General features: G+C 41.0%; 20 protein-coding genes and 1 pseudogene. 4 read left to right on the top strand and 17 right to left on the bottom strand.

The genetic code is table 11. The features are described from left to right. Nucleotides 1-22: 22 nt before the first annotated feature. The 4 genes from GLW08_RS11515 to GLW08_RS11500 all read right to left on the bottom strand — a co-directional run bounded on the left by GLW08_RS11515 (nucleotide 23) and on the right by GLW08_RS11500 (nucleotide 4301). Complete coding sequence (locus tag GLW08_RS11515; protein ID WP_160849010.1) at nucleotides 23-1006, bottom strand: LacI family DNA-binding transcriptional regulator; 984 nt, start codon at nucleotides 1004-1006, stop codon at nucleotides 23-25. A 75-nt stretch (nucleotides 1007-1081) separates the two neighbouring features. After that, nucleotides 1082-1858 carry a carbohydrate ABC transporter permease gene (locus GLW08_RS11510; protein ID WP_423808694.1) on the bottom strand — a complete coding sequence of 259 codons (777 nt, stop codon included), beginning with the start codon at nucleotides 1856-1858 and terminating at the stop codon, nucleotides 1082-1084. 78 nt (nucleotides 1859-1936) lie between these two features. Beyond that, nucleotides 1937-2833, bottom strand: a complete 897-nt coding sequence (locus tag GLW08_RS11505; RefSeq protein WP_160848793.1) for a carbohydrate ABC transporter permease — start codon at nucleotides 2831-2833, stop codon at nucleotides 1937-1939. A gap of 217 nt (nucleotides 2834-3050) precedes the next feature. Further along, nucleotides 3051-4301 (bottom strand): sugar ABC transporter substrate-binding protein, encoded by a 1251-nt coding sequence (locus GLW08_RS11500; protein ID WP_160848792.1) that lies wholly within the window; start codon nucleotides 4299-4301, stop codon nucleotides 3051-3053. 217 nt (nucleotides 4302-4518) lie between these two features. On the opposite strand from GLW08_RS11500, the gene bglX reads away from it, so the two are divergent. Then, nucleotides 4519-6681, top strand: coding sequence for a beta-glucosidase BglX (bglX, locus tag GLW08_RS11495; RefSeq protein ID WP_160848791.1), 2163 nt, complete (start codon nucleotides 4519-4521; stop codon nucleotides 6679-6681). A gap of 411 nt (nucleotides 6682-7092) precedes the next feature. Here the strand turns inward: bglX and GLW08_RS11490 are convergent, their stop codons facing one another. The 3 genes from GLW08_RS11490 to GLW08_RS11485 all read right to left on the bottom strand — a co-directional run bounded on the left by GLW08_RS11490 (nucleotide 7093) and on the right by GLW08_RS11485 (nucleotide 10633). Further along, a complete protein-coding gene (locus GLW08_RS11490; RefSeq protein ID WP_160848790.1) occupies nucleotides 7093-9675 on the bottom strand; it encodes a phosphodiester glycosidase family protein in 2583 nt (860 codons plus the stop codon). A 281-nt stretch (nucleotides 9676-9956) separates the two neighbouring features. Beyond that, entirely contained in the window at nucleotides 9957-10088 is a 132-nt protein-coding gene (locus GLW08_RS22135; RefSeq protein WP_272917078.1) for a hypothetical protein, read from the bottom strand. Between the two features lie 47 nt (nucleotides 10089-10135). Continuing rightward, nucleotides 10136-10633 carry a VanZ family protein gene (locus GLW08_RS11485; protein ID WP_160848789.1) on the bottom strand — a complete coding sequence of 166 codons (498 nt, stop codon included), beginning with the start codon at nucleotides 10631-10633 and terminating at the stop codon, nucleotides 10136-10138. A 401-nt stretch (nucleotides 10634-11034) separates the two neighbouring features. On the opposite strand from GLW08_RS11485, the gene galU reads away from it, so the two are divergent. Continuing rightward, nucleotides 11035-11916, top strand: a complete 882-nt coding sequence (gene galU / locus GLW08_RS11480) for a UTP--glucose-1-phosphate uridylyltransferase GalU (RefSeq protein WP_237458412.1) — start codon at nucleotides 11035-11037, stop codon at nucleotides 11914-11916. A 39-nt stretch (nucleotides 11917-11955) separates the two neighbouring features. Here galU and GLW08_RS11475 read toward each other — a convergent pair. The 5 genes and pseudogenes from GLW08_RS11475 to GLW08_RS11455 form a co-directional block, all read right to left on the bottom strand. Further along, a pseudogene (locus GLW08_RS11475) lies at nucleotides 11956-12096 on the bottom strand (C39 family peptidase); the annotation flags it as partial. A gap of 443 nt (nucleotides 12097-12539) precedes the next feature. Further along, nucleotides 12540-13109, bottom strand: a complete 570-nt coding sequence (locus tag GLW08_RS11470) for a L,D-transpeptidase family protein (RefSeq protein WP_160848786.1) — start codon at nucleotides 13107-13109, stop codon at nucleotides 12540-12542. 28 nt (nucleotides 13110-13137) lie between these two features. Beyond that, the gene (locus GLW08_RS11465; RefSeq protein WP_160848785.1) at nucleotides 13138-13731 is read right to left on the bottom strand and encodes a pyroglutamyl-peptidase I; all 594 of its coding nucleotides are present in this window, start codon (nucleotides 13729-13731) and stop codon (nucleotides 13138-13140) included. Nucleotides 13732-13985: 254 nt separating this feature from the next. Continuing rightward, nucleotides 13986-15296, bottom strand: coding sequence for an efflux RND transporter periplasmic adaptor subunit (locus tag GLW08_RS11460; RefSeq protein ID WP_160848784.1), 1311 nt, complete (start codon nucleotides 15294-15296; stop codon nucleotides 13986-13988). A gap of 30 nt (nucleotides 15297-15326) precedes the next feature. Further along, nucleotides 15327-15986 (bottom strand): hypothetical protein, encoded by a 660-nt coding sequence (locus tag GLW08_RS11455; RefSeq protein WP_160848783.1) that lies wholly within the window; start codon nucleotides 15984-15986, stop codon nucleotides 15327-15329. A 389-nt stretch (nucleotides 15987-16375) separates the two neighbouring features. On the opposite strand from GLW08_RS11455, the gene GLW08_RS11450 reads away from it, so the two are divergent. Continuing rightward, complete coding sequence (locus GLW08_RS11450) at nucleotides 16376-17785, top strand: APC family permease (protein WP_160848782.1); 1410 nt, start codon at nucleotides 16376-16378, stop codon at nucleotides 17783-17785. A 495-nt stretch (nucleotides 17786-18280) separates the two neighbouring features. Continuing rightward, nucleotides 18281-20080, top strand: coding sequence for a glycoside hydrolase family 66 protein (locus GLW08_RS11445; RefSeq protein ID WP_160848781.1), 1800 nt, complete (start codon nucleotides 18281-18283; stop codon nucleotides 20078-20080). Nucleotides 20081-20230: 150 nt separating this feature from the next. Here the strand turns inward: GLW08_RS11445 and GLW08_RS11440 are convergent, their stop codons facing one another. From GLW08_RS11440 to GLW08_RS11420, 5 genes are all read right to left on the bottom strand, one after another. Then, a complete protein-coding gene (locus GLW08_RS11440; RefSeq protein ID WP_160848780.1) occupies nucleotides 20231-21970 on the bottom strand; it encodes a DEAD/DEAH box helicase in 1740 nt (579 codons plus the stop codon). 361 nt (nucleotides 21971-22331) lie between these two features. Next, nucleotides 22332-23162 (bottom strand): hypothetical protein, encoded by an 831-nt coding sequence (locus GLW08_RS11435; RefSeq protein ID WP_160848779.1) that lies wholly within the window; start codon nucleotides 23160-23162, stop codon nucleotides 22332-22334. A 262-nt stretch (nucleotides 23163-23424) separates the two neighbouring features. Beyond that, on the bottom strand, nucleotides 23425-24162 hold the full coding sequence (gene nagB / locus GLW08_RS11430; RefSeq protein WP_160848778.1) for a glucosamine-6-phosphate deaminase: 738 nt from the start codon (nucleotides 24160-24162) through the stop codon (nucleotides 23425-23427). After that, nucleotides 24159-25328 (bottom strand): N-acetylglucosamine-6-phosphate deacetylase, encoded by a 1170-nt coding sequence (nagA, locus tag GLW08_RS11425; RefSeq protein ID WP_160848777.1) that lies wholly within the window; start codon nucleotides 25326-25328, stop codon nucleotides 24159-24161. The genes nagB and nagA overlap by 4 nt, the downstream gene beginning before the upstream one ends. A gap of 15 nt (nucleotides 25329-25343) precedes the next feature. Continuing rightward, nucleotides 25344-26234: an ROK family protein gene (locus GLW08_RS11420; RefSeq protein WP_160848776.1), complete on the bottom strand. Its 891-nt coding sequence runs from the start codon at nucleotides 26232-26234 to the stop codon at nucleotides 25344-25346. Nucleotides 26235-26266: the final 32 nt, after the last annotated feature.

Below are 26266 nucleotides of genomic sequence, written 5' to 3'. Positions count from 1 at the left end.
TTGATTTAAGTAGTCCTAGAACTTATTTAACGGATTCCCTCAGTATTAATTCAGTTTCTAACATATATTCCTTTTCTACTTCTTCGCCGGATAATATTTGAAGAATCATGTGAGCAGAAAGAGCTCCAATTTCATATTTTGGTTGTCGAATAGTCGTTAAGGATGGAAATGCATATTCGGCTAGCTGAATGTCGTCATAACCAATGATGGAGATATCTTCTGGAACTTTAATTGCTTTTTCTTTTAAAGCTTGAAGACCTCCTATTGCCATTTCATCGTTTGCATAAAAAATAGCTTCGGGTAAAGTTTGTTGAGCAATTAGCATTCTAGTAGCTCTGTAGCCTCCATCTCTAGTAAAATCACCCGTCACTTTAAACCGGGAATAATAGGTTAGATTGTTTTTTTCCAGAGCGTTTATATAACCATTAAACCTCAGATTACTATCGTGGGAATCATTGGGGCCAGCTACAAAAGCGATCGAGTTGTGACCTCTCTCGATCAAATGCTCTGTGGCTTTCCTTGCACCATCTTCATTATTCACTTCAACATGAATGATGTGGTCATTTGCTAAGTTTCGGTCTAACACTACTATTGGAAAGTTTTGATTTGCCGATAAATTCAAGAGATCATCGTCTATGTTATGGGCAAGGACTATGGCTCCATCCACTCGTTTTTCCCGTAAAAACTTATTTGCTGTCGATTCCTTTCCCCCAATAGAACTGCAAGCAATAAGACCATATCCATTTGAAGAGGTAACATCTTGGACCCCTTTAATTAATTCAGAATAATAAGGCCCAGACAAGTCACTTAATATCAAGGCAATGGTATTAGTTCTCGTACTTTTCAGATCTGAAGCAAACCCATTTTTTTGATAGTTTAACTCTACAGCTGCTTTACGCACTCTTTCTAACGTGGAAGCACTAACTTTACCTTTACCACTTAAAGCATAGGAAGCTGTAGAAACAGCAACACCCGCTTTTTTGGCTACATCTTTAATCGTTGGCATAATCATCAATTCCTCCATATTAAATTGTAACAAAGAGAGCTTAAATTATTCAGCTTTTTGAAATCAAATTTCATGTTATTTAAGACCCGACATAGTAAATCCTTCAACTATATACTTTTGGAAGAAGAAGAAAATAATGATTATAGGAATAACCATAAAGGCCGCTCCTGCCATTTGCAAAGCAAAGTTCCCTGAATATTGGCCTTGTAATAGGGATAATCCTACAGAAAGTGTATATAAATCATCATCACTCGCTATTATTAATGGCCATAAGAAACTATTCCAACCCGCTATAAATGTTAGAATTCCCTGCACCGCAAAGATTGGCTTCGCAATAGGTATGATTAATCGGAAGAAGATAAAGAATTCTCCAGCACCATCTAACCGTGCCGCTTCAATTAAATCATTTGGAATAGTAGTCATAAATTGCCTAAATAGAAAGATACTAAACGCTACTGCAAGAGTCGGTAAGATAATACCTAGCATTGTATTGGTTAACCCCATCTTATTTAAGAGAACATAGACAGGAATCATGGTAACTTGAGCAGGAATCATCATTGTAGATAAGACAAGAAAAAACAGTTTCTCTCTCCCTTTAAAAGAGTACTTCGCAAAACCATACCCTGCCATTGCATTAAACAGTAAGCCTACAAAGGATGCTAAAACAACAATAATAGTGTTTTTTAAATAAACCCCAAATTTAAGTTTGGTAAATAGTTGTACAAAATTTTCAATAGTAGGATTCTCAGGAAAAATAGTAGGTGGAAATTCTAATACTTCACTTTCAGGTTTGAAAGCACTTAGAAACATCCATATAAAAGGGATGCATAACAGCAGACCACCTAAAACCATTACTGTCGTAATAATTCCTCTCTCAATCCGGTTGCTTTTGGTTTTTGCACCCATGTTTTTCGCCCCTTCCTTTTACCATTAATACTCCGTGTCTGATTTTCGTAATTTAAACTGGATTAAGGTGACAGCAATAATGAACGCAAACAAGACGAATGATCCAGCCGCTGCATATCCAAACTCACTGTATTGGAAGCCTTCTTGATAAATAAATAGTGCAATCGACATTGTACCGTTCAGTGGTCCACCTTCTGTCATGACAAAAGGTTCTTCAAAAAATTGCATCCAAGCGATTAGGGTGGTTACTGTTACAAAGAACGTTGCATATCTCAAAAGCGGAAGCGTGACATTAAATAGGATTTGAAATCGATTTGCACCGTCCATCTCCGCTGCTTCATAGTACGTTTTCGGTATCCCTTGTAGAGCTGCAAGAAAGATAATCATATTCAGGCCAATACCCTTCCAAACAGCTAAAATAATGAGAGAAATTTTCGCTACTGTTGGATGCTGCAACCAAGGAACTTTTCCTAACCCTAGCTCAGTAAGGATATAGTTGAGTAACCCATAATCAGTGTTGTATAAAAATCCCCAAATAACTGCAATAGCTACAATGTTTGTAATAGAAGGTAAGTAATATACGCCCCTGAATGTTCGATATAACCAGTTAGTTCCCTGATTTAATATTAGTGCCACTGATAAAGAAGAAATAATGACTAACGGAACTCCAATCACAACATAAAACAACGTATTATACACGGATTTTAGAAAAACTTCATCTTGAAACAATTCTTTAAAGTTTTTCAGCCCTACGAAGTCTACTGTAGACCAGTTAGCTAAACCCTTTAAATCCATATCAGTAAAACTAATTCCGAATGCAATTAATATTGGTATAATACTGAAAATGATTAACAAAATCACAGCAGGTGCAATAAAAATATATGGATATTTACTAATTTGATTTTTTGCTGAGCGATTCAATGATTTACACCACCTAACTCTTTCATAACATAACTTCACCTTGCCGAGAGGTGATCCTTTAGATGCCAATTAAGGCCTAGTTGAACTAAAGACTCACACATTCAAATATTTAATACGCCTTACTACTTCACCGCTACTATCCTCTTAATCTATTAACGTTTAAAAAGGAAGGAAATGCAGGTGAACATCTCCTCTATTTCACCTGCATCTACTGAGGTTACTCTTCCTTAAGAATTTTATTGGCTTGTTTATTTAACTCTTTTAGTTCTTTCTCTAAATCCGCATCTCCTACAATCGCTTTATCTAGCGTACTTAGTAATTCTTGTGCAATTCTCTCGAAATTCTCTGTTTGAGGCGGTGCGGTCGTGTTCTCAAGTTGCTTTCCGAAGGTTGCATACATAGGATCATCATTTAGTTTCGATTTTTCCCAAGCTTCTTTTCTAGATGGAAGTACTTGACTCGTATTTAACCAATCTATTTGTGTATCAACTTGTGTCATATGAGAAATGAATTTGAGTGAAGCATCCACGTTCTCCGTGTTATGGAAAACAGCTAGATTAGAACCACCCATACTGGACATCTGGGTTTCTTTTTCTGGCATGACCGCCGTAGCCCATTTGCCTTCTAGGTCTGGTGCTTTCTCTTTAATAATGTCAATCATCCAAGGCCCACTAAAGAACATAGGTTTCTTGCCTGATTTAAAGGCAGGAATGATGTTAGCGCCTTTTTCTTTTTGACTTAATCCTTCATCAAAATAACTTACATAGTATTCCATAGCCTCCATAAATTCAGGGCTATCAAAGTTCATATCATTATTTTGCACATCTGAGCTATAGCCATTTTGCCAAGCAAATATGAAAGGATTGAGCTGATCCTGACGATCAATATCCAAACCGTACTCTCCGCCTTCTCGATTAGCAAGTTTCTCCGAGACTTCTTTTAACTTTTTCCATGTGCCAGGAGGTTGTTCATACCCTACTTCTTTTAATAAATCTTTTCTATAGTACAGTACTCGTGTATCTACATACCAAGGAATACCAACCACTTTGTCTTCGTATGTCATAGTGGAAACAGATCCCTCGAAAAAGTTATCTTTCTCAAAAGAAGGGTAATCTTCCGTATATTTTGATAAATCCATTAAAGCACCTGCATTTGCGAATTCAGCCATCCAGGTTGTACCTAACTGTAAAACGTCTGGTCCATCCCCTGATGCCACAGCAGTTAATAATTTATCGTGCGCTTTGCCCCAAGGTATTGCTTGAACTTCTACATCAATATTTTCATTTTCTTTTTCGAAATTCTCCACAAAATCTTTTAACTTCTTACCTTCTGCACCCATTGCCCAAACAGAAAGTGTTGTTTTCCCATTTCCATCTGAAGAAGACTCGCTTTCACTACCTCCAGAGCAACCAACCACAGCTACCGAGATGACTGTTACCATAAGCAGAACGATTATTTTCGATTTCATTAGGGAACCTCTCCTTTTTTTCTTTATCGAAACGTTTCATATTACTCATTGTAATGAACCATGTATTCGCTTTCAATAACTTTTTTGATTTTTTTAAAAATAATATAAAACCTTAATTTATAAGGGTTATTCTATTGACTTACAAAAAAACACTCATTATACTTTGGTCTACAAAGAAGTCGAAACGTTTCGATACATTTCGATTTAGGAGGTTATTATGGATCACGAACAGAGAGTTACGTTATTAAACAAAATGACATTACGCGAAAAAGTAGGACAACTTGTCCAACTAGCTACTCCCTTCTTTAAAGGAGCTTCTGATCAGGGAGAAATAACAGGACCTATGGAGAATATGAACCTTTCATATGAGGATATAGAAGACACAGGTTCTGTTTTAGGGGCCTCAGGGGCAAAGGAAACGATTCATATCCAAAAACAACATATGAAAGACAATCGATTAGGTATTCCACTTCTATTTATGTCTGATATTATCCATGGGTATAAAACCATTTTCCCTGTACCTCTAGGCATTAGCTGTTCATGGGACCAAAACCTTGCTGAGGAAAGTGCAAGAATTGCTGCTAAAGAAGCTTCCGTCTCGGGAGTTCATGTAACATTCGCTCCTATGGTGGACTTATCTAGGGAACCAAGATGGGGACGTGTAATGGAGTCTACTGGAGAAGATTCCTTATTAAATAGTGATTTTGCAAGATCTTTTGTAAGAGGGTTCCAAGGTGACTTATCTAATAACTCCTATAATGTCGCTTCATGCGTAAAGCATTTTGCAGCGTACGGAGCTCCTGAAGCGGGGCGGGACTATAATACAGTGGACATGTCGGAATGGATGCTGCGCGAGTATTACTTACCTGCTTATAAAGCAGCTTTAGATGAAGGCTGTGAAATGGTGATGACAGCTTTCAACATCTTGAATGGAATCCCGGCAACAGGCAACAAAAAATTAATGCGGGACCTTTTGAGAGGTGAATGGAATTTTGACGGAGTATTGATATCTGATTGGGGTGCAGTAAAAGAGTTGATCCCACATGGCGTAGCAGAGGATGCTAAACAAGCTGCTCAAAAAGCCTTAACAGCCGGCGTCGATATTGAGATGATGACTTCATGTTACGTGAACTATGTGGAAGAATTAATCCATGAAGGAAAGTTAAATGAAGAAACCCTTAATGAAGCCGTATCCCGTATTCTTGCACTAAAAGATAAACTCGGGTTATTCGATAATCCATACCGTTTTGCTAATGAAAAAGAAGAAGAAGAAATTGTATTAGCACCTGAACATAGAAATGCAGCTAGGAAACTGGCTACCAAATCAATTGTTTTGTTAAAAAATGAACAAACACTTCCTTTAAAAAAAGGGGAAAACCTTTCTTTAATTGGCCCTTTCTCCACTAGCACAGATATACTTGGACCGTGGTCATGGAAAGGGGCAAGTGAGGACACTGTCACGTTTGAAAATGGCTTAAAAGCCGCTCTCTCATCTGAAGAACTTCCAGTCGCAAAAGGATGCAATATTGAAGATGGATCAGAAGAGCAATTTAGCGAAGCAATAACAACAGCTGAACACTCTGATGTAGTTATTCTAGCACTTGGGGAAGAGTCCGACATGAGTGGTGAAGCAGGATGTCGTGTTGATATTCGTCTTCCAGAAGTTCAATTGGAATTATTAAAAGAAATCAAAGCACTAGGCAAGAAGGTTGTCACAGTCCTATTTAATGGACGTCCTCTAGATCTACGAGAAGTAGTAGAAAACTCAGACGCTGTCCTAGAAGCATGGTATCCTGGTACAGAAGGAGGCAATGCGCTTGCCGATATCTTAGTTGCCAATGTAAATCCTTCTGCTAAATTGACAATGTCATTCCCATATTCTGTAGGACAAGTACCAGTCTACTATAATCACTTTAATACAGGTAGACCAAAAGAGGCACCGGATGCACAAGAGCGATTCGCTTCGCAATACTTAGACGCACCGAATGAACCACTCTTCCCTTTTGGGTTTGGGTTAAGTTATAGCAATTATCATTATGGTGAGGTTAGCTTATCCTCGACACAACTAAATGCTACTGGACAAATCAAAGCTAGTATTGACGTGACAAATACTGGGGAAATGGCTGGTGATGAGATAGTCCAATTGTATATTAGGGACCTTGCAGGTGAAGTTGTACGCCCAGTAAAAGAACTAAAAGGCTATGAAAAAATCCACCTTGAACCGAAAGAAACAAAGACTGTCACGTTCACAATAACAGAAGAACAATTACGTTATTATCATTCCGATTTAGAGTGGAGTAGTGATGAAGGTAATTTTGAAGTATATATTGGGTCAAACAGTAAAGTTAATGTTGGGAAAAGATTTGAATTAATAAAGTAGAACCATATAAGAAACTTCACTTCTATAGAAAAGCGATTGGTAAGCTTTTGGCGTGCAGACACAGACTTAGATCTCCCTTTAAATAAATTTAAACTTTCGTAAGGTAGAACAGAATCGCAGGCGCCCGTTTAGCGACGTATATGCTGCGGCCTACACGCGGGTGGTTCGATGTTGTTGCACGATGCAGCGATCTTAGTCGAACCCCAACCCAGAACTTCTTGAGTCCTTAGAGATAAAGGAAACACGAAGAGCGACAGCGATTCGATGTTAACTTATCGTAAGGAGGTGCAGGAAGTTTGCTGGGCGCTGGAGCTGGACGTGGCCACATCACTTTATCCCTCAACCCGTTTATAATTTCTTGACTAGACAAAAAAGCTGACTTGCCATCACAGCAAGTCAGCTTTTAATCTATTAATCTACTTGGAAGACTTTTTCTACTGGGTTTCGCATGTCAGCGCCACCACTAGATTTAACATCTTCTTTGATGATTAATTTATAAAATTGGTTTCCGGTGTATCCGTTATCTGGTTCTTCTATGGTTACAACATCTTCGGCGTTGTTCAGGGTCACGTCACCTTCGACTTTTTCACCTGATACGGTTTCTACATAAATGTTTTCATTGGTAACGGTAGAGGAACGAAGGGCTGTATTAAAGGTGATTTTCCATTCTTTGTCTTCTTCTACAAATTCATATTCTTGTAAGTTGTCTATCTCGTCATCGTTATCATTATAAGCTGCACGAAGTTTATCTAAGAATAGAACACCATAATCTTTATTATCTTCACTCGTTTCCGCTACATATAATTTATGCACAGATAATGGTAAGGCCGCTTCATCTGGAACTTCGGCTTTTACATACTTCCAGCCGTTCCAGTCTAGTTCTCCTTCTTCGGTAAAGCTAACAGTGTACGTTTTGCCTGTACCATCTAGTAATTTACCTCTTAGCCAGTGGTCACTGCCATCCCCGTACACCCACATGCCAATATGATTTGGTCTACCATCCATTTCGACAGGGTTGTTTCGTACAAGGTATGAAGCAGCTATACCTTCATCACCAGTAGCGAAGTTATATTCAAATCGCATCGACGTATCGCCAGCGGCTACTGGTTCAAATGCCTGACTGATACGATTGGTACCGCGTGCGCGAATGGCGTCAAAATCCCAGGCAGAACTGCTAGTGAAACCATCAAGAATTTGTCGTACGCCTCCTACAGAAACCGATGCTTTGTATTCATGTCCATTGATATTTACAACAACGGCCCCCTCTGCGCTGTTATCGGAAGCCTGAAGAACACCATCGTCAGAAATGGTGCCGATGGAGCCTTCCGTATCCCAAGTTGCTGTGTTTTTGTTAAAGATAATCTTTTCGTTATCATCCGAGAACCCTTGTACATCAAAGGTTTGTTTTGTGCCTGTACCTAGCTTTACATCTTCAGGTGTGATTTCGAGACGATCCACTGTTTCGACGACTTCAATTGGTAAACTCTTCGTTGCGTTACCAGCTGAAGCTACAATTTCCCCAGAGCCTGCTTGGTCGGCTACGAACGTTTTGCCATCCATATGGCCTACGCCGCCTTCAACAGATAATTCTACTTGGCTTTTATCTAGCGGATAGTAGTTTTCATCTAACAGGTAGTCAACGGCTACATCAACAGAGGAGCCTTCTACTACCTTCCCTTGCTCCTCTTTATGAGCTTTGATGACACTTGGCTCGCCTGTCTCAGCTGTATTGACAGCATGTAGTGTCGAGGAAACGGGGCGCTGGTATCCATCAGATGGACTGTTGATAACAGAAGGCAGCTTATCTCCTGGGTCACGCGCCGTAATCGTAGTGGAGCCACCACCATCTAGATTAATAGCTTTATAGATTCCTTTGCTTTCAATGTATTCAGCAAATTCTTTTAACGTCATGCCATCACTATAGCCATTCTGACGTCCATCTACAGCAATGAAATATACGTTCGATCCATCTTTGTTAATGCCTACTGCTGTTCGAGGTGCTCGCGCGCCTGCACGAGAGCTATCTTCATTCATTTTCAAGTCAACCTCACCGTTGTTCACAAGCATCGGTCCACTTGCAAGCATATAGTCGGCGTTTTGCCACATGTCATCATTGTTGATCTGAAGGGATATGCTATCTCCTTCTTCTACATCTTCGAATTTCGCTGCTTGAGCTCCACCTTGAATGGATAGTACAAAGCCATCATCAGGTACTTTTGTACGAGCATCATCACCGTACTCTTTAATTAGCTCAACTTCTCCCGTGACTGTATCTCCGAATTTAATTTGACTACTATCAACAGGCTTGTCTAACCCACTTACGGCGATTTCCATACCGTATTCGTTGGTTTTCGTCCAATCAAAACGATCATTCGGTGTGTACAGAATGATTTCATCGGCGCCACGTTCCCGGTTATACGAATCAATGGTGTACGATTCATCATCATACTCAAAATGTAGGTCCAGCTCATATTTTCCTAGCATGGCACGTCCGTCAGGCGTCATGCCAAATGCTGTCGGAACGCTCATATAACCATTGGCGTCTTCCGAAACTGCCCCTAAATTAAAGATATTTTGATTCTCTGAAATTAAGTAAGCTGGTAACGCCTGATTTACGTGAAAGAATGATCCGTTGATGGATCCAAGCACACGATTTCCTTCTTCATCAATTGATTGAGCCTGTGTCGTCACAGGATCTAACGTTGGAAAAGGTTCTGGATACGTCATTTGAATCGTAGAATTGGGTCCGTCAACGCCAATTTCCATAACATATGTAGACTGCTCATAGCTTCCTGAATCAATTTCTTCATTTTTATAGTTTACGTCTGGTGATACGGTTTGCTCCTTCTTCACTTCATATCCTGCTGCAGATACTTTGGAATGTTCATTTTGATCTAGTAAAGGGATCTCAAATGCTGCTCCAGCCATTTGGAAGATTACTAGAATGGAAAGAACGCGAACAAACCACTGATGCTTTTTCCACTTATGTATCATAATATCCTCCCTATTTTTTACTACTTACCTACTAAAATTATACAGATTTTGCAAGCCATCCGACATTGGACGAATGTAGGATTCTCCTCTATTTTTGACGCTTAAGGTCCTCAATACGTTTCACATTATATGAAAATCTGACATTTTTTGCATATCATTAATCTAGCATGAAATTGTTAACAAAGTATGTACGATGAAATTGTTTTCAACAGTAAAAAACTCAGAGTTACTTACCCACCTCTGAGATACTTTAGCGAAGCCTAAACAATACACTGATTTTATTAAGGATGAGTCTTCAGTTCTCTTATGAGTTGTTGTAACAGTTCATCTGTCGTAAGGATTTTGCTTCGCTCTGCCATATCAATTAAAGACGTCAGTATATGTTGTAAATGCTCTTCCGTTATATGCTCCATTGCTATCACCTCTTGATTATCATACTATGAATTTACACTTTTTTACACTATTCGCTTTGTTTTTTTGTCGAACGAACGAAAAAAAAAAGGAATAAAAGACCAACTGCAAGCAATGCACCAAATCCATCTACGATAACATCTCCAACATAGGGCGTACGATTTGACGTGAAATGTTGATGAATTTCATCTATAGCACCATAGGAAATAGCTAGACAGAAACTGAGGATTAGCTGAGTAGCATGTTTCATTTTCGTAGTCTGTTGAATCGCAATATAAATCAACAAACAAAGCAAAAAGAAACTGAACAAGTGAGCTCCTTTGCGAATAAAAAATTCAATTAACCCTTCTATGCCTAGATTTGATATACTGACTTGTGTATGATGGTAGGTAAAGGAAACCCATTGTAGGTAAGGTTCTAAAAAGGACAGGTCCAAATTTGTCTTCATAAACGGCTTAATGTTTTGCTCTTTGTAAGGGGTGGAAGAAGAATAAAAAAGAACCCCCATCCAAGTAAGTGGCAACAACCAGCATCCTATTTTTTTCATAACATAACTCCTCTCTATAATGACGTTTGAAAACTTAGAAATAGGGAATGGAACATAGCTTACATATTGAACACCTTTTCTTATTTTTTATATTTTTGGTTAATAAAGGTATTATAATAACAAAAGCGCAAGCGCCCGGTTAGCGACGTACAAACTGCTGCCCACAGGACGTGAGTTGGTTCGATGTTGCTGCGTGAGGCAACGCTTGTAATCGAACTTCCCCTGATTCCATATGAGATAAAGGAAACACGAAGAATGGTAGCGATTCGATGTTGACTTATCGCAAGGAGGTGCAGGAAGCTTGCTGGGCGCTGGAGCTAGACATGTATGAGCGAACAACTTATACTTTCTTTAATAATAATAGACAAGAAATAGTTAGTGTGGAAGGGAGATGTTTTGCTTTGACCATAAAAAAAGCAATCATACCAGCGGCAGGGCTCGGAACTAGGTTTTTACCTGCTACGAAAGCAATGCCGAAAGAGATGTTACCGATTGTAGATAAACCAACTATCCAATACATCGTAGAAGAAGCTATCGAATCAGGTATTGAGGATATCATTATTGTAACCGGAAAAGGGAAGCGTGCGATTGAAGATCACTTTGACCATGCTGTTGAGCTTGAAGACAACTTAATTAAAAAAGGGAAGCTAGAGCTGCTAGAAAAAGTGAAGCAATCGTCTAAAGTGGAGATTCATTATATTCGCCAGAAGGAACCGATGGGACTTGGACATGCCGTTTGGTGTGCCCGTAAATTCATTGGGGATGAGCCATTTGCCGTTCTACTTGGAGATGATATTGTAAGAGCAGAGAAACCTTGTTTGAAGCAGTTGATTGAACAATATGAGGAAACGAAATCTTCCATCGTCGGTGTACAAGCCGTACCTGATGAAGAAACGCATCGTTATGGAATCATCGACCCAACTGAACAAAATGAAGCTCTCCATCATGTTCGCCAATTTATCGAAAAGCCGAAACAAGGGGATGCACCTTCCAATCTTGCCATCATGGGACGTTATATTTTAACACCAAAAATCATGGAAATCCTTGAAAACCAAGAGCTTGGTGCTGGAAATGAAGTACAATTAACAGATGCCATTCAAAAGCTAAACGAATTCGAGAACGTCTTCGCTTATGAATTCGCTGGTCGTCGCTATGACGTAGGAGAGAAGCTAGGATTTATCAAAACCTCGATCGAACTTGCCCTAGAGCAAGACGAATTGAGAGATGACTTAATAACGTTTATTGATGAGCTGGTGGAGAGTTACAAACATAATAATTATTAAGAAGATAAGGAGCATCACCATAAGCGGTGATGCTCTTTTTTATTGTTGTTTATGCTTAATCACTAAAGCCTGACTGCCCATTTGTTTCCATGCTGCTTCAAACTGACTACGATTCAGTTTTTGGTTCTTTTGACCATAAGGATTGTTGATATACACGTAGTTATCTGTATAACCTGTTAATAACAACACTATGATCGGACCGTTTCTCCAGCTTGTCGATTTCTGACTGTTCAGCTGCATGACTAACCACCCCAGGCGCCATCACAGCGATTAACAAAATAAGCATGAATGGTAAAATGTGTAATATATGTTCCTTCTTATTTTTACTAGTTTGAAATGGTTCCATTATATCTCAATTAGGTTTGTGCACAAACGGATAACTAGATGAAACGGGAGAAACGAGTCGAATCATGCGGTTATATTTTACTAGATGGTGTGCTGGATTTAGAGAGGGGCAGGGCGCTCGGATGTTAGCTTTCCGCTGTGATTTGGTGGGTCTTCCATTCTCGCTCCTATTTCGAGAAAGTCGCTCCAAATCCTGAATTCTCGCTCGGAACACCAGTCGTCAACCCCACACACATTCAATAGACAAAAAAAGAAGACCGCTCTCAAGCAGTCTCCCCTCATGAATCTTTAATTTGAATAACCGGATACTTACTAGCGTCCAGCCACTGTAATAGCTTTTCTAGATTCTTTTCTAATACAGCCACACACCCTTGCGTATAGCGAGTGTCGGGTTCCTTCACATGAAGAAAGATGGCACTTCCCTTCCCTTTTACAATCGGATTGGTATTGTATTCAATGACAACACCGTATTTATACAATGGGTTCGTCATCCGCTCAAATGACGCCCATTTTGTAGTAGGATCTCCCTGAAATTGCACCCATTGATTGTAATCTTCAGAGGTGACGTCATCCACCCAATAATCTTCCTTCCCCACTGCACGAAACGGAATACGAAGGGAAGCAGGCTCCTTTCCCCATCCAAATGCTGTACCTAGTGGAAACGTTCCGATTGGTGTGCGTTGATCGCCTTCTCTTTCTTTAGGGATGCCACGTTTACCAATTACCGCTTCCATGGTTGGCATCGCTTGAACCCAGACGTCTGCTTCTTTTTCATAAGCGGTAAGCGTGGCTTTTGGTTGATATGGGTCTTTCACGGTAACGACTAGTTTCTGACGAGGTGGTTGCATCGCGTCCTTCACCTCTTTTCATATCGGATTATAAGCATTGGATCGCGATACGGATTGATTTGGTTAGATCAGCTTGCGCCCAACTTGGAATGCGTTGATGCTCGATTGCTAACTCATGGGATGCCGGAATATGGATGAAGCCAGCGGGAACAGTTGTCTCCTGGAGTGCATAGAGCACCTGATACATGACGTGATTACACAAATATGCCCCTGCTGTATTCGATATTTCGGCTGGATACCCGTTTTGTTGTAACTGACTCACGATAGTTTGAACTGGTAACGTTGAAAATAAGCCATCAGGTCCATCTGAGATGATTTTTTCACCAGCAGGTGTATGTCCCTCGTTATCTGCTTCCCCGTCGTTACAGTTGATTGCAATACGTTCTGGATTTATTTTGTATCGACCACCAGCCAATCCAAGTGCGATTACCGCATCAGGCTCTTCTTCTTGAACAAGTTCCTTGATGGTGGTTCCTGCTTTATTAAAATCAACTGGAAGAATGTGTCCAATAACTTGAAACTCACCAACGACTTCCCCTTGCAAAGCTTCCACAATGCTCATTGTCGGGTTGATTGGGAATTGCAAAAAAGGCTCAAAACCCGTGAGTAGTAGCTTTTTCATTTTATTCACTCCTTTTTAGGATGGTTCCTTACACGTGCTGGGCACTGGAGCTAGACATGTAAACGCCAAAAGAATATACATCTTTCCTTGAACAGAGTTTGTGTTGGGATTTTTGCGAAAATGTTCATATATTCGCTAGAGTAGTACTTTTATCCTCACTTTCACTATTCGCAAAAAATCAATTATTCCCGTGATTCAACCATTCACCACAATACATAAAATGAGGTTGCCCGTATGACAACCTCATTTTCCTCTTATCGAACAAGGATCCCCATTTTCATAGAGCTCCACCAGTTCTCTTGTGCTTTGATTGTTTCTAGCGTTAAGTGATCCCGATTAATCGGTGTTAAGAATGTGCCACCTTCAAAGAATTGACTTTCATTTTCGTCGGCAATCCATTGTCCTAGCTCGACTCCATCTGTGATTTGTACGAGGTCACCCATCACGAGTCCCGTTTCAATCGGTTTTGTGAGGGTAGTTCCATCAGAGGTCATCACCCACATAAAGCGTTGTCTTTCGAATGCAGCAGGGCCTTCCTCTTCACTTGGTTGGTCAGGCGTTTCGCTTTCATCGGTGCTGTTGTCTTCTACTTCTGTATCGGTTTGTTCAGCCGGTTCTTCTGGTTTTATTTCTTCCAGTCGTTCTTGAATCCAGCCAATTTCAGCTGTAAGAGCGTTTTGTGCTTCACCCGTTATAAAAGAAGCAGTAGTGTGGTAGCCCTGTAATGCTCCTTCTGGCTGTTCGTTTAATTCAATGGTGTAGTTGTAATAGCTAGTGTCATCTTTTTCATATTCCGAATAGGACGCCACAGATTCTAGTGCGCCTTCCCACGTTTGGTTCTGATTCAAGAGATTTCCTCGAACCTTCATACCCTCTTGGATTTCATTTCGTTCTCCCTCATGAACCTTCCCTGCTACAACCAATTCATCTTGCTTAATGGTTATAGCCGGATTATCAAGCGATTCTGAGATATTTGTGATCGTACCTTCATACTGACTTCCAACTTGAATGACCTGACCGTTATCGGATAATGTATCTAATTGATCTTCTATCACTTCGAGTTGAGCCTCTTTTTTCTCTAGCATCATGTTCGCTTTGGCCTCACGCTGTGCTTTCGAAAGTTCCGCATCCACATAAGGTTGCTCATCCTCTTCAGGTTCAGGGATATCTGTATCTTCCACTGCATCCACATAATCTTCTAGTACATCAATTTCACCTTCGAGCTTATCTTGTTCACTCTCCAGTTGTTGCTTGTCAGCCTGATAGTCTCGAACAACATATTCATATAAGTCATCGCCAACATCGACTTGCTCGCCTTCTTCAACTAAAAACTGTTTAAAAGAACCTGCCTGCTTATCAAAATACGAATATTCTACAGTAGAGGATTGGAATGTTCCTTCATTTTCAATTTCATTATATAAATCCTCTTCAAAGGTCTGCTCCCACTCTTCTATGTATGACAGACGTGTAAGTTCTTTCTCATCGAACCAGACCAAAAAAATATTCACAGCAACAAACAGCAGAGACCCAAATAAAGTCAGCCTTACTTTTGTTTTTTTCTTCATCTCGATTCCTCACAATCCCTGCCATTAATATTAAAATAAGTATAAGTCATAATAAGCTAATGTTGCGCTTGCTGCCCAATAAAATAAGTGTAAGAAAAACACCAGGATGGCCATTTTCCACTTTTTTATTGCTGAAAAATCGACAAGTGCTTTTGTCTGGAACCACATTGCCCATAGTTGAACCAATGAAATAGCTCCAAATAGATAGATTGTCCATACATGATCTGTAATTAACGCAGTAATAATGCCAAATGAGAGAGGTGATAGAAACCAATCCAACCCTGCATACTGGACAAATCCAACCCAAAGCAATCGTTCGATTAACATAAGAAACAGCACATTCAGTTGCACAATAATAAGTTTACGATATGGAATTCCTGTGAATATCCAAAAAATAAACGGCGTAAAAAAAAGGATGACAAGCGAGAATAATAGAGCATAAATCAGTCGTCCTGTTAGAAAGAAAAATTTCATCGATTCATATGTAGCAAACGACCAATCTGTTGCTTGCCACGATAACGGCTCCATCCCCAACCCTTTCCAAGATGTGAAACCAAACACAAGCATGCTTAAGACAAGGAACAACAGGATTCGCTTCCAGAGTCCAGTCAGACGCTCAGCTTCTCTGATTTGAAAAAAACTGTCTTCTCTTCTAAAAAATAATTTTGCCACTTCTACTTTATACGTCATTTTTTTCATCCTTTTCCTAGCAGTTCGGCAATATATGTAAATACTCCAACGTTAGAACATATTTCCGTTACGCATTGTAATTAAACCATAAAATTGTATATTATGAAAACTTTTTCTATTAGACGATGCTATAGATTAGTTCGTTTCACCTTCCAATATTTGTGAGTGTCATTTCATCAAATTTCTTCTTTTTTCTAGGAAATGTACAGTTTTTTTCATAATAACGTTTAAATCAGAAAAAACTAGGCTACAGGGTAGCTAGAAAGCGGATACGGGAGCTGAATCGGTAGTGAAAACTTGTGAGGGTATCTGCTCTGATTTGACATCGGTCGGCACCATTTTCGTATAATATGTAGGTACTGTAAACACAATAGGAGGATTTATTACTTATGGGAACCCCACAGAGGAAGAAATTAGACAGAACCCTTAAACCCCATTGGGTATGGGCGATTGCGTTCGGTTCAGCCGTTGGTTGGGGAGCGTTTGTACTACCAACTGATTGGATGGGCGGAAAAGGTCCATTAGCCGTTGTTATTGGGTTGTTATTGGGAGCTGTACTTATGACCGTAATTGGGGTAAGTTACGGTTTTTTAATTAAACATTTCCCGGTTTCTGGAGGAGAATTTGCGTACGCTTATATCGGATTTGGACGAACCCACGCATTTATAGCCGGTTGGTTCTTGACGTTAGGGTATATTTGTATTGTTGCGTTAAACGCATCCGCTTTAGCATTGTTAGGTAAATTTTTATTCCCAGGAATAGTGAAAACTGGACTACTGTACACTGTAGCTGGTTGGGATGTTTATCTTGGTGAAGTATTAATATCTACGATTGCCTTGATTGTTTTTGCGATATTGAATATTCGCGGTGCTAGTTTTTCCGGACGAACTCAATTTATTTTTACTATGGTATTGCTTTCTGGAATTATTCTACTAGCCATTGGTGCCTTCCTAAACGACACGGCATCTACTGCGAACATGCAACCTTTATTTGATCCAAGCAAGCCAGCGATTGCTTCCATTTTAGCTATTTTGGCAATTGCACCATGGGCTTACGTTGGATTTGATAACATTCCACAAGCAGCAGAGGAGTTCAACTTCCCTCCTGAAAAAGCATTTAAATTAATTGTGTATGCACTTCTAGCCGCTGGACTTGCTTATTCTGCAATGATCCTGATTGTTTCTAGCTTAGAGCCTTGGCAGGACCTTGCAGCTATGCAATCTTCATGGGCAACAGGTGCAGCGATTGAAAGCCTACTTGGACGAATCGGAGTATTTGTGATTGCCCTTGCTTTAACAATGGGTATTTTCACAGGCTTAAACGGCTTTTTCTTATCATCAAGTCGACTAATGTTTGCGATGGGTCGTGCGCGTATCCTTCCAGATATGTTCCATCGTCTACATCCAAAATACAACACACCATATGTAGGCATTATTTTCACAGCTCTACTATGCATGATCGCCCCTTGGTTTGGTCGTGAAGCATTGCTATGGGTTGTAGACATGTCTTCCATCGGTGTAACAATTGCGTATTTCTATTGCTGTGCAACAGCATTCAAAATGATGGAATCACCAGGCAAAAAAGCCTTTTCTGCACTAGGCATGCTTAGTGCTATCACTTTCTTCTTATTATTAACATTGTGGTTCTTAGAATCTTCCCTATCCGCACCATCTTACATTGCGCTAGCGGTGTGGATCGTCATCGGAATCGTATTCTACTTCACACAAAAAGAAGATTACAACAAGATTCCACGCAAAGAACTGAACTATCTTATTCTTGAAAAAGAAGAGATTAAATAAAGAGAAAACCAGGCATCCTTGGGGTGCCTGGTTTTTTTTGGTTGGCAGCGAGATTGTGGAGTGGATGGGCTGGAGTACTAGCTAGAGTCGCTGATATATTGGTAAAGTCGCAGATAAAATAGGATTTTCGCAGAAATAACTGTAAAAGTCGCTGATATATGCAAAATGGCGCGGATAACTAACCGAAACTCGCCGATATCCCACCGAGACTGCTCCCGATATGTGCAGTTTTTTTATACACAATAAAATACGTAACCCCCCATAAAAAGGAGGCAGAGGTCGTAATGTATAATAGTGCTTAACGAGCACACCAACTCCAATCCCTATTGTAAGCATAAGTTTCCTTATCAAAAGCCACTTTAAGACTAACAGGTACGCCCTGTTAGTCTTTTGTATGTGGTAAAATATAAGAAGTTGCTTTTGCTGTATATAAAAAAGACCTTTTATCGCCTCTAATACACAAAATTTTTACTATAAAAAAGAAGGAGGGGCTACATGAATAAACGTTGGTTGTTACCGATTATTTTCCTTGGCATTTTACTATTACTCATCATTCCAGCTCGATTTTTATGGTCAGAAGATGAATCGTTTGAAGCCCCTAACGAAAAGAAACCAGTTGGACAAGACATCAATCTGACATCCATATCAAAAGATAAAGCAAAATATCATCCAGAAAGCACCGTGAATTTTGAGGCAACTTTGTCGAAAAAACCTAATCACGCCATGGACGTAAAGATTGTTTATTACCATTTAGACGAGCCGGTTCATGAAAAGATTATTCAAGTCACCGATCAAACGTTCACATGGACATGGCAAACACCAAAAGCAGATTATCGTGGGTATTACGTGGAAGTCGTCCCTCTGCACAACACAAGTGGTGGGAAAACCATTGCACTTGATGTCTCTTCTTCATGGGAAACCTTTCCTCGCTACGGATTTCTTTCCGATTTTTCTGATATGGAGGATTCCAAGCAACAAGAGGTCATCAATAACTTGACACGATATCATATTAATGGTCTTCAATTTTACGATTGGCATGATGAACACCAGCAACCTCTAAAAATGAACGAGGATGGGGAGCCTAAGCAAAGCTGGTCCAATATTGCTAATCAACCTGTATCTTTTCAAACCGTAGAAGAATACATCAACTTAGCTCATGAAAACAACATGGCTGCGATGTCCTATAACCTTTTAAACGGGACGTTAGCCAAAGAAAAAGAAGATGGCGAAAAAGAAGAATGGTACCTTTATAAAGATGAAGAACAAGAAGAACTCGCAACCCATGAACTTCCTGATAGCTGGAAAGGTGATATCACCTTAACGAATCCAGGCAATCAAGCATGGCAGGATTATATCTTTTCGAAGCAACAAACTGTTTTTGATTCTCTGAATTTTGACGGATGGCACATAGACCAACTTGGTGATCGAGGCGACGTGTACAATGCAGAAGGGGAAAAAGTGAACCTGTTAGATAGCTATAAGAGCTTCTTAACAGCTGCACAAGAAAAATTCCCAGATAAAACACTTGTCATGAATGCTGTAAATCAGTTTGGTCAGGAACAAATTGCGGACTCATCAGCTACTCCCTTTTTATATTCCGAGTTGTGGGATCCCATTACCACCTACGCTGATTTGAACGACGTGTTGATCGAGAACCACCGTCTATCCAATTATGAAAAGAACCAAGTGCTTGCGGCCTATTTGAATTATAAAAAATCGAATAAAGAAGGCAGTTTTAATCCTGCCAGTGTTCTTTACACAGACGCGCTAATTTTTGCCCAAGGCGGGGCCCACTTGGAGCTTGGTGAGCACATGTTATCTCAGGAATATTTTCCACATGACAATCTCACCATTCCTGAAAATTTGAAAAAAGACTTAACAAAATACTATGACTTCATGGTCGCATATGAAAACCTTCTCCGAGATGATGTGCAGCCAGCTGAGCTAAACATCACCACCTCACAATGGGTCCAACTAAGTGATAAACCGGCTCGTGGAGAACTATACACATTTGCAAAGAAGAAAGAAGATAAAAAAATCATCCATATCCTTAATTACTTTAACACCGATCACATGAACTGGCGCGATACGAATGGCACCCAAACCGAACCTGCCATGAAACAAGAATTATCGCTATCCATCGCTGAATCGAAAAAAGTAAAAAACGTATGGATCGCATCACCTGACTGGAACAACGGCCTCCCTTCCCAGCTAAAATTCACGCAAGAAGATGGTCACGTAGAGCTCACTCTACCGAAAATCCAATACTGGGATATGATTGTAATGGAATATTAATGAGCACGAGCCCGTCCCTTTGTGGGGCGGGCTTTTTAATGCATTTATGGTAGGTGGTCGCTCCTATATTTGCTATCTCAATCAAATATGGAAAAAGTCGCTCATATGCTCCCATCTCCAAAAAAAGCCTATCTCCAACAGAAGATAGACTTACTTGGCCGGGAGCACCTCTTCCTTCAGCTCCCATAAATGGTGGAAGCGTGTATAGGCAAGGGGTGGGCCCAGGTTTAGGATGTTGTCGGCAAAATCAATGATGGTACATTCGCTGGTGCCTCCGAACTTAGGTCCACGTAAGCCGCGGCCGATGATTTGTTCATAAAGGACAGCGCTCGTGGTTGGTCGGCAGATGACGATGTACTCGGTTTTCGGTGCGTCAAAGCCCGTTGTCAGTACTCCGTAGTTAAACAAGAACTCAATGTCGCCTCGTTTAAAGGCGTCGATATACATATTTCGCTGTGCTTTGGATGTTTTAGCTGAAATCGAAACAGCCTTCCTCCCTAGCGCATTCATCACACTTGCTAAAAATTCGGCGTGCTCCACTGTGCATGCATAAACGAGTGTAGGAGCACCGTGCGGAATTTCCATCAAGCGCTTCGTAATTAACTTGTTCCGCTCTTGATCGGCAGCAAGCACTCGTAAAAATTCTGGCGCAAAGTCGCCAAAGTGATCAAATACTTCCTCTTCCTTTACTTCAATGGGACGACTATTATTTTCATATACTATATGCTTCGGTCGAGCTAAGTACCCCTCATCCCTGAAATAAGCAAGCGGATTTCGATGATATGTTTCGCTCCACTGAAATTCAGGTTTGATTAGGTAAGCTTCAAATCGGTCCACCAAAGTATATGTTGACTCGTCGCTACGCCCAGGGGTGGCGGTTAGGCCACATACGGCAAACAGTCCTTTTCCAGCAAGCTCTTCTGCTTTTTCAAACAGCTGAGCATACATATGGGAAGCAGCGTGATGGGCTTCATCGATAATCATCGCACCACAATCCTGCAATACCTCTTGAATAAAAGGATCGTCATTTTGTAGACGAGAATAGATTTGGCGAATACTCGCGACGACAACTCCACCAGTTAAATCATCTGGGTCAGGTTCGCTCCCACCAAAATAACGATAGATTCGTAGACTCTCCGAAAATTCCTTATCAATCCACATATCGGAAATACACGTAATCGCCTGCTCACAAAGCTCTTCACTTTGAGCAATCCATAACATATACTTTCCGTCATAAAATCTAGGATGCATCCATTCAATAAAACTCTCGACTGCAATGCGCGTCTTCCCGCCACCAGTTGGCAAAGAAAGCATGCAGCGGGTTTGATTCCCTTCCCGATTTAGGACTTTAAGCATGCGCTGCTTCATATCTTCTTGATACGGAACGAGCTTCGGTACCTTTTTCTGAGGTGTCACGTCTTCATAAACAGCCTTCTTCTTACCATCCTTTTGGCTCAAGCCTGCAAAAATAGTAGGAAACCCAAGCGCCCGCACAAATGCTTTCGGCCATCTCCCCCCGGGGATCCACTTTTTCGCAGCAAGTTCCCCGTACATATAGCTCGGCGTGGTAATCTTCTTCTTGGGATTCGGATGCTGTTCATAAATTGCTTTCACTGCATCGTCGCTTAGTTTTTTCAACAAAAACTTACGCAACTCTCGAATGGACTGCCCAGAACCCGAGAACACATCCGCTCCTTTTTGCATCACGACCAAACGAGCCATTTGATACGACCCCATCGTCTGTTGGGAAAAATCCTGAAGCATGCGGTTCAGTTGATTCACCTGCTCCTTCCCCATAATCCCTTTTATGAGGCGATCCGGAACATTGTATGTATCGATTAACAGCGTTACAACACTAGAAATATCGTCATCTGTTGGGAATTCTTTCATGATGATACCCTCCCCGTAAAAAAACTCAATTTCTATATTGTAGCACGGGTTTGGGGATGACTCTAGTGGAAGTTTTATTCATTTTGGGTGTTGTCTGGGGTGAGCAGGGGGGGCGGTTTGCTCGGAAATTTCGAAAGTTGATCGCAAATTTCAGATTTTGCTCCGAAATCGAAAAAGTTGCTCGCAAGCTAAGAATCGCACCAGCATTCCAATCGCCCTCCGCGTACCGCCGGGAAAATGGGAGTTGCCCCTATATTTTAATTCCCGCTCCTATTTCGAGAAAGTGGCTCCTATATTCCATTTCTCGCTCCAATTCGCCTCCGCCCTAATAAGAAAACCCCTTCCTATCGAAAAGGAGCGTTCAAACACCTGTAATGGAGGTTATCTCTTGCTGTTGTTCATCAGAGATCTCATTCGAAGCTGGCAAGGTCTCAAAATAAAAGCCTTCCTCTACATTCATTGGCTTGGTCAGTGTATCCATTCCAATTTTGTTTCGAAGCACCATCAATTCTCCAATGGATAAGTTTGTTTCTACTTCTTGTTGCAAGTCAGAAGCTAACTGGTTAAGCGAAAGCAATGTACTAAACGATAGTTGTGTCATATCCTTTAACATCGTACCAATATTCACTTCTGGTATCTTGGCGCCTATTAGATTCGCATCACTAAGCTGTTCTTCTAACAATCCTTTAAAATACTCATTTTCTAATGCTCTCTCAGAAATGGTTTCAATGGCTTCCTGATCGAGCCGAATGTAAAAGTCTAAAGGGTACTTCATATCGCGTTCGAGCTTTGCCAGAAGATGTTCTGTTTCCGCTGCAACTTTGTACGAATTTATTTTGGATACATAAACGGTGTTCGTTTCGGGCTGCATGGTTACAAAAGTCAATTTTGCAATCTCATCTTGTTGATCCTCGATTAATAGTAACGAAACGTGGTCAGTGTCAGCCATTCCTTCTTCCATATCAACCGGTGCATCCTCAATTTCTAGTGGACTCACCTTTGGATTGTTATGGTTATAGTCTTTGGAATGCTGCACATCAGGCGTATCCTCTTCTTCGACAACAGGTTCTGTTTCTTCCTCTTCCACCTCTCCAGGAGCTTTTGTCCAGAAATCCTCCTGAAACATGAGGCCGATCACAAAAATAACCAATGCTAAGCTAAACAACGAGCGTCGAATGCGCGGTGGTCTCATAGGCATCGATCCCTTACGTTTTACCATCAGTGTGGACGAGGGCTCGTTGGGATATACATCGTTAGGTGAAAAATAGTAGTTCACTAGTTTTCATGGAACTCACATGGGTAACTTCTCCACAGTCAGTGTTACTTAAGAACCTGAGGGGGGAGGAGTTGGACGTGGCCTCTATAACTTACTTCGTTATGCATAAGCCAACATTTTTATAGCTTCCTATACACAAAAATGAGGCAGACGATGTCTACCTCACTCCTAAGTCAAATCAGTCGACGACACTTTTATTTTCAATTGCTGCTTCATCCGCAATGACGGTTAGGTTCGGGTGTTCTTTAAGGGCGCTTGCTGGGAAGTCCTCGGATACGCCTCCGTGTAGTAGACGAAGTAAGGCTTCTTGCTTGCGCTCACCGGAAATCAGGAGAAGAATTTCTTTTGATTTTAAAATCGTCTGGATCCCCATCGTGATGGCGTGAGTTGGCACGTCTTCCTTAGAGTCAAAAAAGCGTGCATTCGCTTCACGTGTTGACTCCGCTAGCTCGACGACGTGTGTCTTGCTACCGAACGCAGTACCAGGTTCGTTGAAGCCTATATGACCATTTTCCCCTATGCCTAATAGTTGGAGATCGATTCCACCATGGCCATGAATTTTCATTTCATATTCATCGCATTCCGCTTCCAAATCTTCAGCTATTCCATTTGGCAGATTGGTTTGCTCAAGAGGGATATCTATATGATGAAATAAATGCTCTCTCATGTAGGAAAGATAACTATTCGGATCATCTGAAGGCAATCCGACGTATTCATCTAGATTAAATGTAGTAATGTTTTGATAGGAGGTGCCATGTTGTTGATAATCGTTTACTAGATCATCATAGGTTCCTTCTGGTGTGCCTCCTGTAGCTAAGCCAAGTGTCATATCAGGCTTTTCTTGGATGCGTTCTAGAATGATTTCTGCTGCTTTTTGATTCATCTCTTTTTTGTCTTTTGTTACATAGATTTTCATTCGGATTCCTCCCTTCGATAGTGAACCTCACCTTTGCATAAGGTCATATATACCTCATTGTTGTCATCAAGCACGACGAGATCGGCATCTTTCCCAACACCAATGCTCCCCTTTTTGTTCTGAATGCCTAATTCTTTGGCTGGATTGTACGAAGCCATTTGGATGACGTCTTCAAGAGAACAGCCTGTATAAATCATCGTATTTTTCAATGCTTGATCGAGTGTTAAAATGCTTCCCGCCAATGTGCCATCAGATAGCTTTGCCATGGCCCCTTCTACAAAAACATCTTGTCCACCTAGATCATACTTTCCTTCAGGCATACACTGAGCCCGCATTGCGTCTGTAATTAACATTAAGCGTTCCCGGCCGAGTTGTTGATACGTCAGTTGGATCATCGCAGGGCTAACGTGGAACCCATCGGTAATCAACTCTGCTCGAATCGCTTTATTTAACATAGTTGCTCCCACCACACCTGGTTCACGATGGTGTAATCCTCTCATCTGATTAAAAAGATGCGTGGCATGGGTAATCCCCTTTTCGACTGCTTCATTCACTTGTTCATACGTTGCATCGGAATGACCAATGGACGCAACGACGCCCGTTTCCTTTAAATAAGAGGTAAGAGCATAATCGTTATCCTCTTCTGGGGCTAGCGTTACTAAACGAATATGGTTCCCCGCCGCTTCCTGCCAACGTTGAAACATATCCACAGAACCCTTCCGAATGTGCTCAGAAGGTTGAGCTCCAGCACGTCCTGGCGAAATAAATGGGCCTTCCAAATGAACGCCAAGTATCTCTGAACCAGTTGTTTGGTGGTCTATACAGGTTCTTGCATTTTTTAAGGCTGCCTCAATGTTCTCGTCAGCCTGTGTCATCGTCGTAGCAAGAAAGCTCGTCGTGCCTCTTTCTGCTAACCGTTTTGATATCGTTGCTAATGCTTCTGGTGTCGCATCCATCATGTCTGCTCCCCCAGCACCATGAATGTGCAGGTCAATGAACCCCGGAATGATCTTATACGATTCAGGTAGTTCAATGACCTGATGTTCCCCTGTAGCTCGATTCCGATTAAGCGATGCAATTTTTCCATTATCAATAAAAATGGATCCATTCTCCCTCTTGCCTTGTTCCGTATATATCGTTCCGTTGGTCAGTAGCATGGCTTGCACCTCTTTTTTATTAAATTAAGCTAAGGCTAATTGTGCTGCTCCAATTACACCCGCTTTACCTCCAAGCGTGGCTTTTTTCATTTCCACCTTTTGTCCCTCATATAAAATAGAGTGAACTTTTTCATGGAGGGATGTAAGTAATTCATCACCAGCTTGCATGACTCCACCGCCAAGTATAAACAATGATGGATCTAACGCAAAGGTGATATTGGCAATTCCAATCGCCAAGTAATCCATCGCATCGTCAATGATCCTCTTTGCTTCAGTATTCCCTTTATTGGCGAGATTAAAAACCACTTCGGCTCCGCCATCAATACCTAATTGACGCTTACCTTCCAGGCCAATGGCTGTACCACTGGCCACGGCTTCTAAAGCACCTGGATTTAGCGTTGCATACTGCGTACCACCTGGCTGAACAATCATATTGCCAATTTCTCCAGCATAGCCTGCAGATCCTGGTTGAAGCTTGCCTTTCAACACAAAGCCACCGCCTATTCCTGTGCTCCATGTAATATAATACACACTTTCGTGTCCAACACCTGCACCAGATGTAGCTTCAGCTAACGCAGCCACATTCGCATCATTCTCTAGAAAAACAGGAAGATTCACCGCTTCCCTAATTTGTTTCGTTAAAGGAACATGCTTCCAACCAGGAAGATTGGGTGGATTTAAAATAACACCAGTTTCAGCATCAAGCGGCCCAGGAGAGCCAATCCCTACTCCTGTAATACCTGGGAATTCCACTTGAAAATCTGTAATGAACCGAATCATGTCCTCAATAATTGCCTCAGGTCCCCTATCTGAATCTGTTGGAGTAGAGGTCTCTTTTACAAGCGTTCCATCTTCATTCACAACAGCAACCCGTAGATTCGTACCACCTAGATCAATTCCAATTACTTGCTGCATGTCAGACACCCACTTTACAAAGTTTATTAGCC

It is taken from the genome of Pontibacillus yanchengensis, from assembly GCF_009856295.1.
Lineage (GTDB): Bacteria > Bacillota > Bacilli > Bacillales > BH030062 > Pontibacillus > Pontibacillus yanchengensis_A.
The sequence above is the reverse complement of the archived record's forward strand: the minus strand, read 5'-3'. Positions and strand labels throughout refer to the sequence as shown.

Excerpts from the sequence above, each read along its gene's own strand:
- GLW08_RS11515 (WP_160849010.1), bottom strand. The coding sequence starts at position 1,006 with ATGCCAACGATTAAAGATGTAGCCAAAAAAGCGGGTGTTGCTGTTTCT.
- GLW08_RS11510 (WP_423808694.1), bottom strand. The coding sequence starts at position 1,858 with ATGGTTTTAGGTGGTCTGCTGTTATGCATCCCTTTTATATGGATGTTT.
- GLW08_RS11500 (WP_160848792.1), bottom strand. The coding sequence starts at position 4,301 with ATGAAATCGAAAATAATCGTTCTGCTTATGGTAACAGTCATCTCGGTA.
- bglX (WP_160848791.1), top strand. The coding sequence starts at position 4,519 with ATGGATCACGAACAGAGAGTTACGTTATTAAACAAAATGACATTACGC.
- GLW08_RS11490 (WP_160848790.1), bottom strand. The coding sequence starts at position 9,675 with ATGATACATAAGTGGAAAAAGCATCAGTGGTTTGTTCGCGTTCTTTCC.
- GLW08_RS22135 (WP_272917078.1), bottom strand. The coding sequence starts at position 10,088 with ATGGAGCATATAACGGAAGAGCATTTACAACATATACTGACGTCTTTA.
- GLW08_RS11485 (WP_160848789.1), bottom strand. The coding sequence starts at position 10,633 with ATGAAAAAAATAGGATGCTGGTTGTTGCCACTTACTTGGATGGGGGTT.
- GLW08_RS11470 (WP_160848786.1), bottom strand. The coding sequence starts at position 13,109 with ATGCAACCACCTCGTCAGAAACTAGTCGTTACCGTGAAAGACCCATAT.
- GLW08_RS11465 (WP_160848785.1), bottom strand. The coding sequence starts at position 13,731 with ATGAAAAAGCTACTACTCACGGGTTTTGAGCCTTTTTTGCAATTCCCA.
- GLW08_RS11460 (WP_160848784.1), bottom strand. The coding sequence starts at position 15,296 with ATGAAGAAAAAAACAAAAGTAAGGCTGACTTTATTTGGGTCTCTGCTG.
- GLW08_RS11455 (WP_160848783.1), bottom strand. The coding sequence starts at position 15,986 with ATGACGTATAAAGTAGAAGTGGCAAAATTATTTTTTAGAAGAGAAGAC.
- GLW08_RS11450 (WP_160848782.1), top strand. The coding sequence starts at position 16,376 with ATGGGAACCCCACAGAGGAAGAAATTAGACAGAACCCTTAAACCCCAT.
- GLW08_RS11445 (WP_160848781.1), top strand. The coding sequence starts at position 18,281 with ATGAATAAACGTTGGTTGTTACCGATTATTTTCCTTGGCATTTTACTA.
- GLW08_RS11440 (WP_160848780.1), bottom strand. The coding sequence starts at position 21,970 with ATGAAAGAATTCCCAACAGATGACGATATTTCTAGTGTTGTAACGCTG.
- GLW08_RS11435 (WP_160848779.1), bottom strand. The coding sequence starts at position 23,162 with ATGAGACCACCGCGCATTCGACGCTCGTTGTTTAGCTTAGCATTGGTT.
- nagB (WP_160848778.1), bottom strand. The coding sequence starts at position 24,162 with ATGAAAATCTATGTAACAAAAGACAAAAAAGAGATGAATCAAAAAGCA.
- GLW08_RS11420 (WP_160848776.1), bottom strand. The coding sequence starts at position 26,234 with ATGCAGCAAGTAATTGGAATTGATCTAGGTGGTACGAATCTACGGGTT.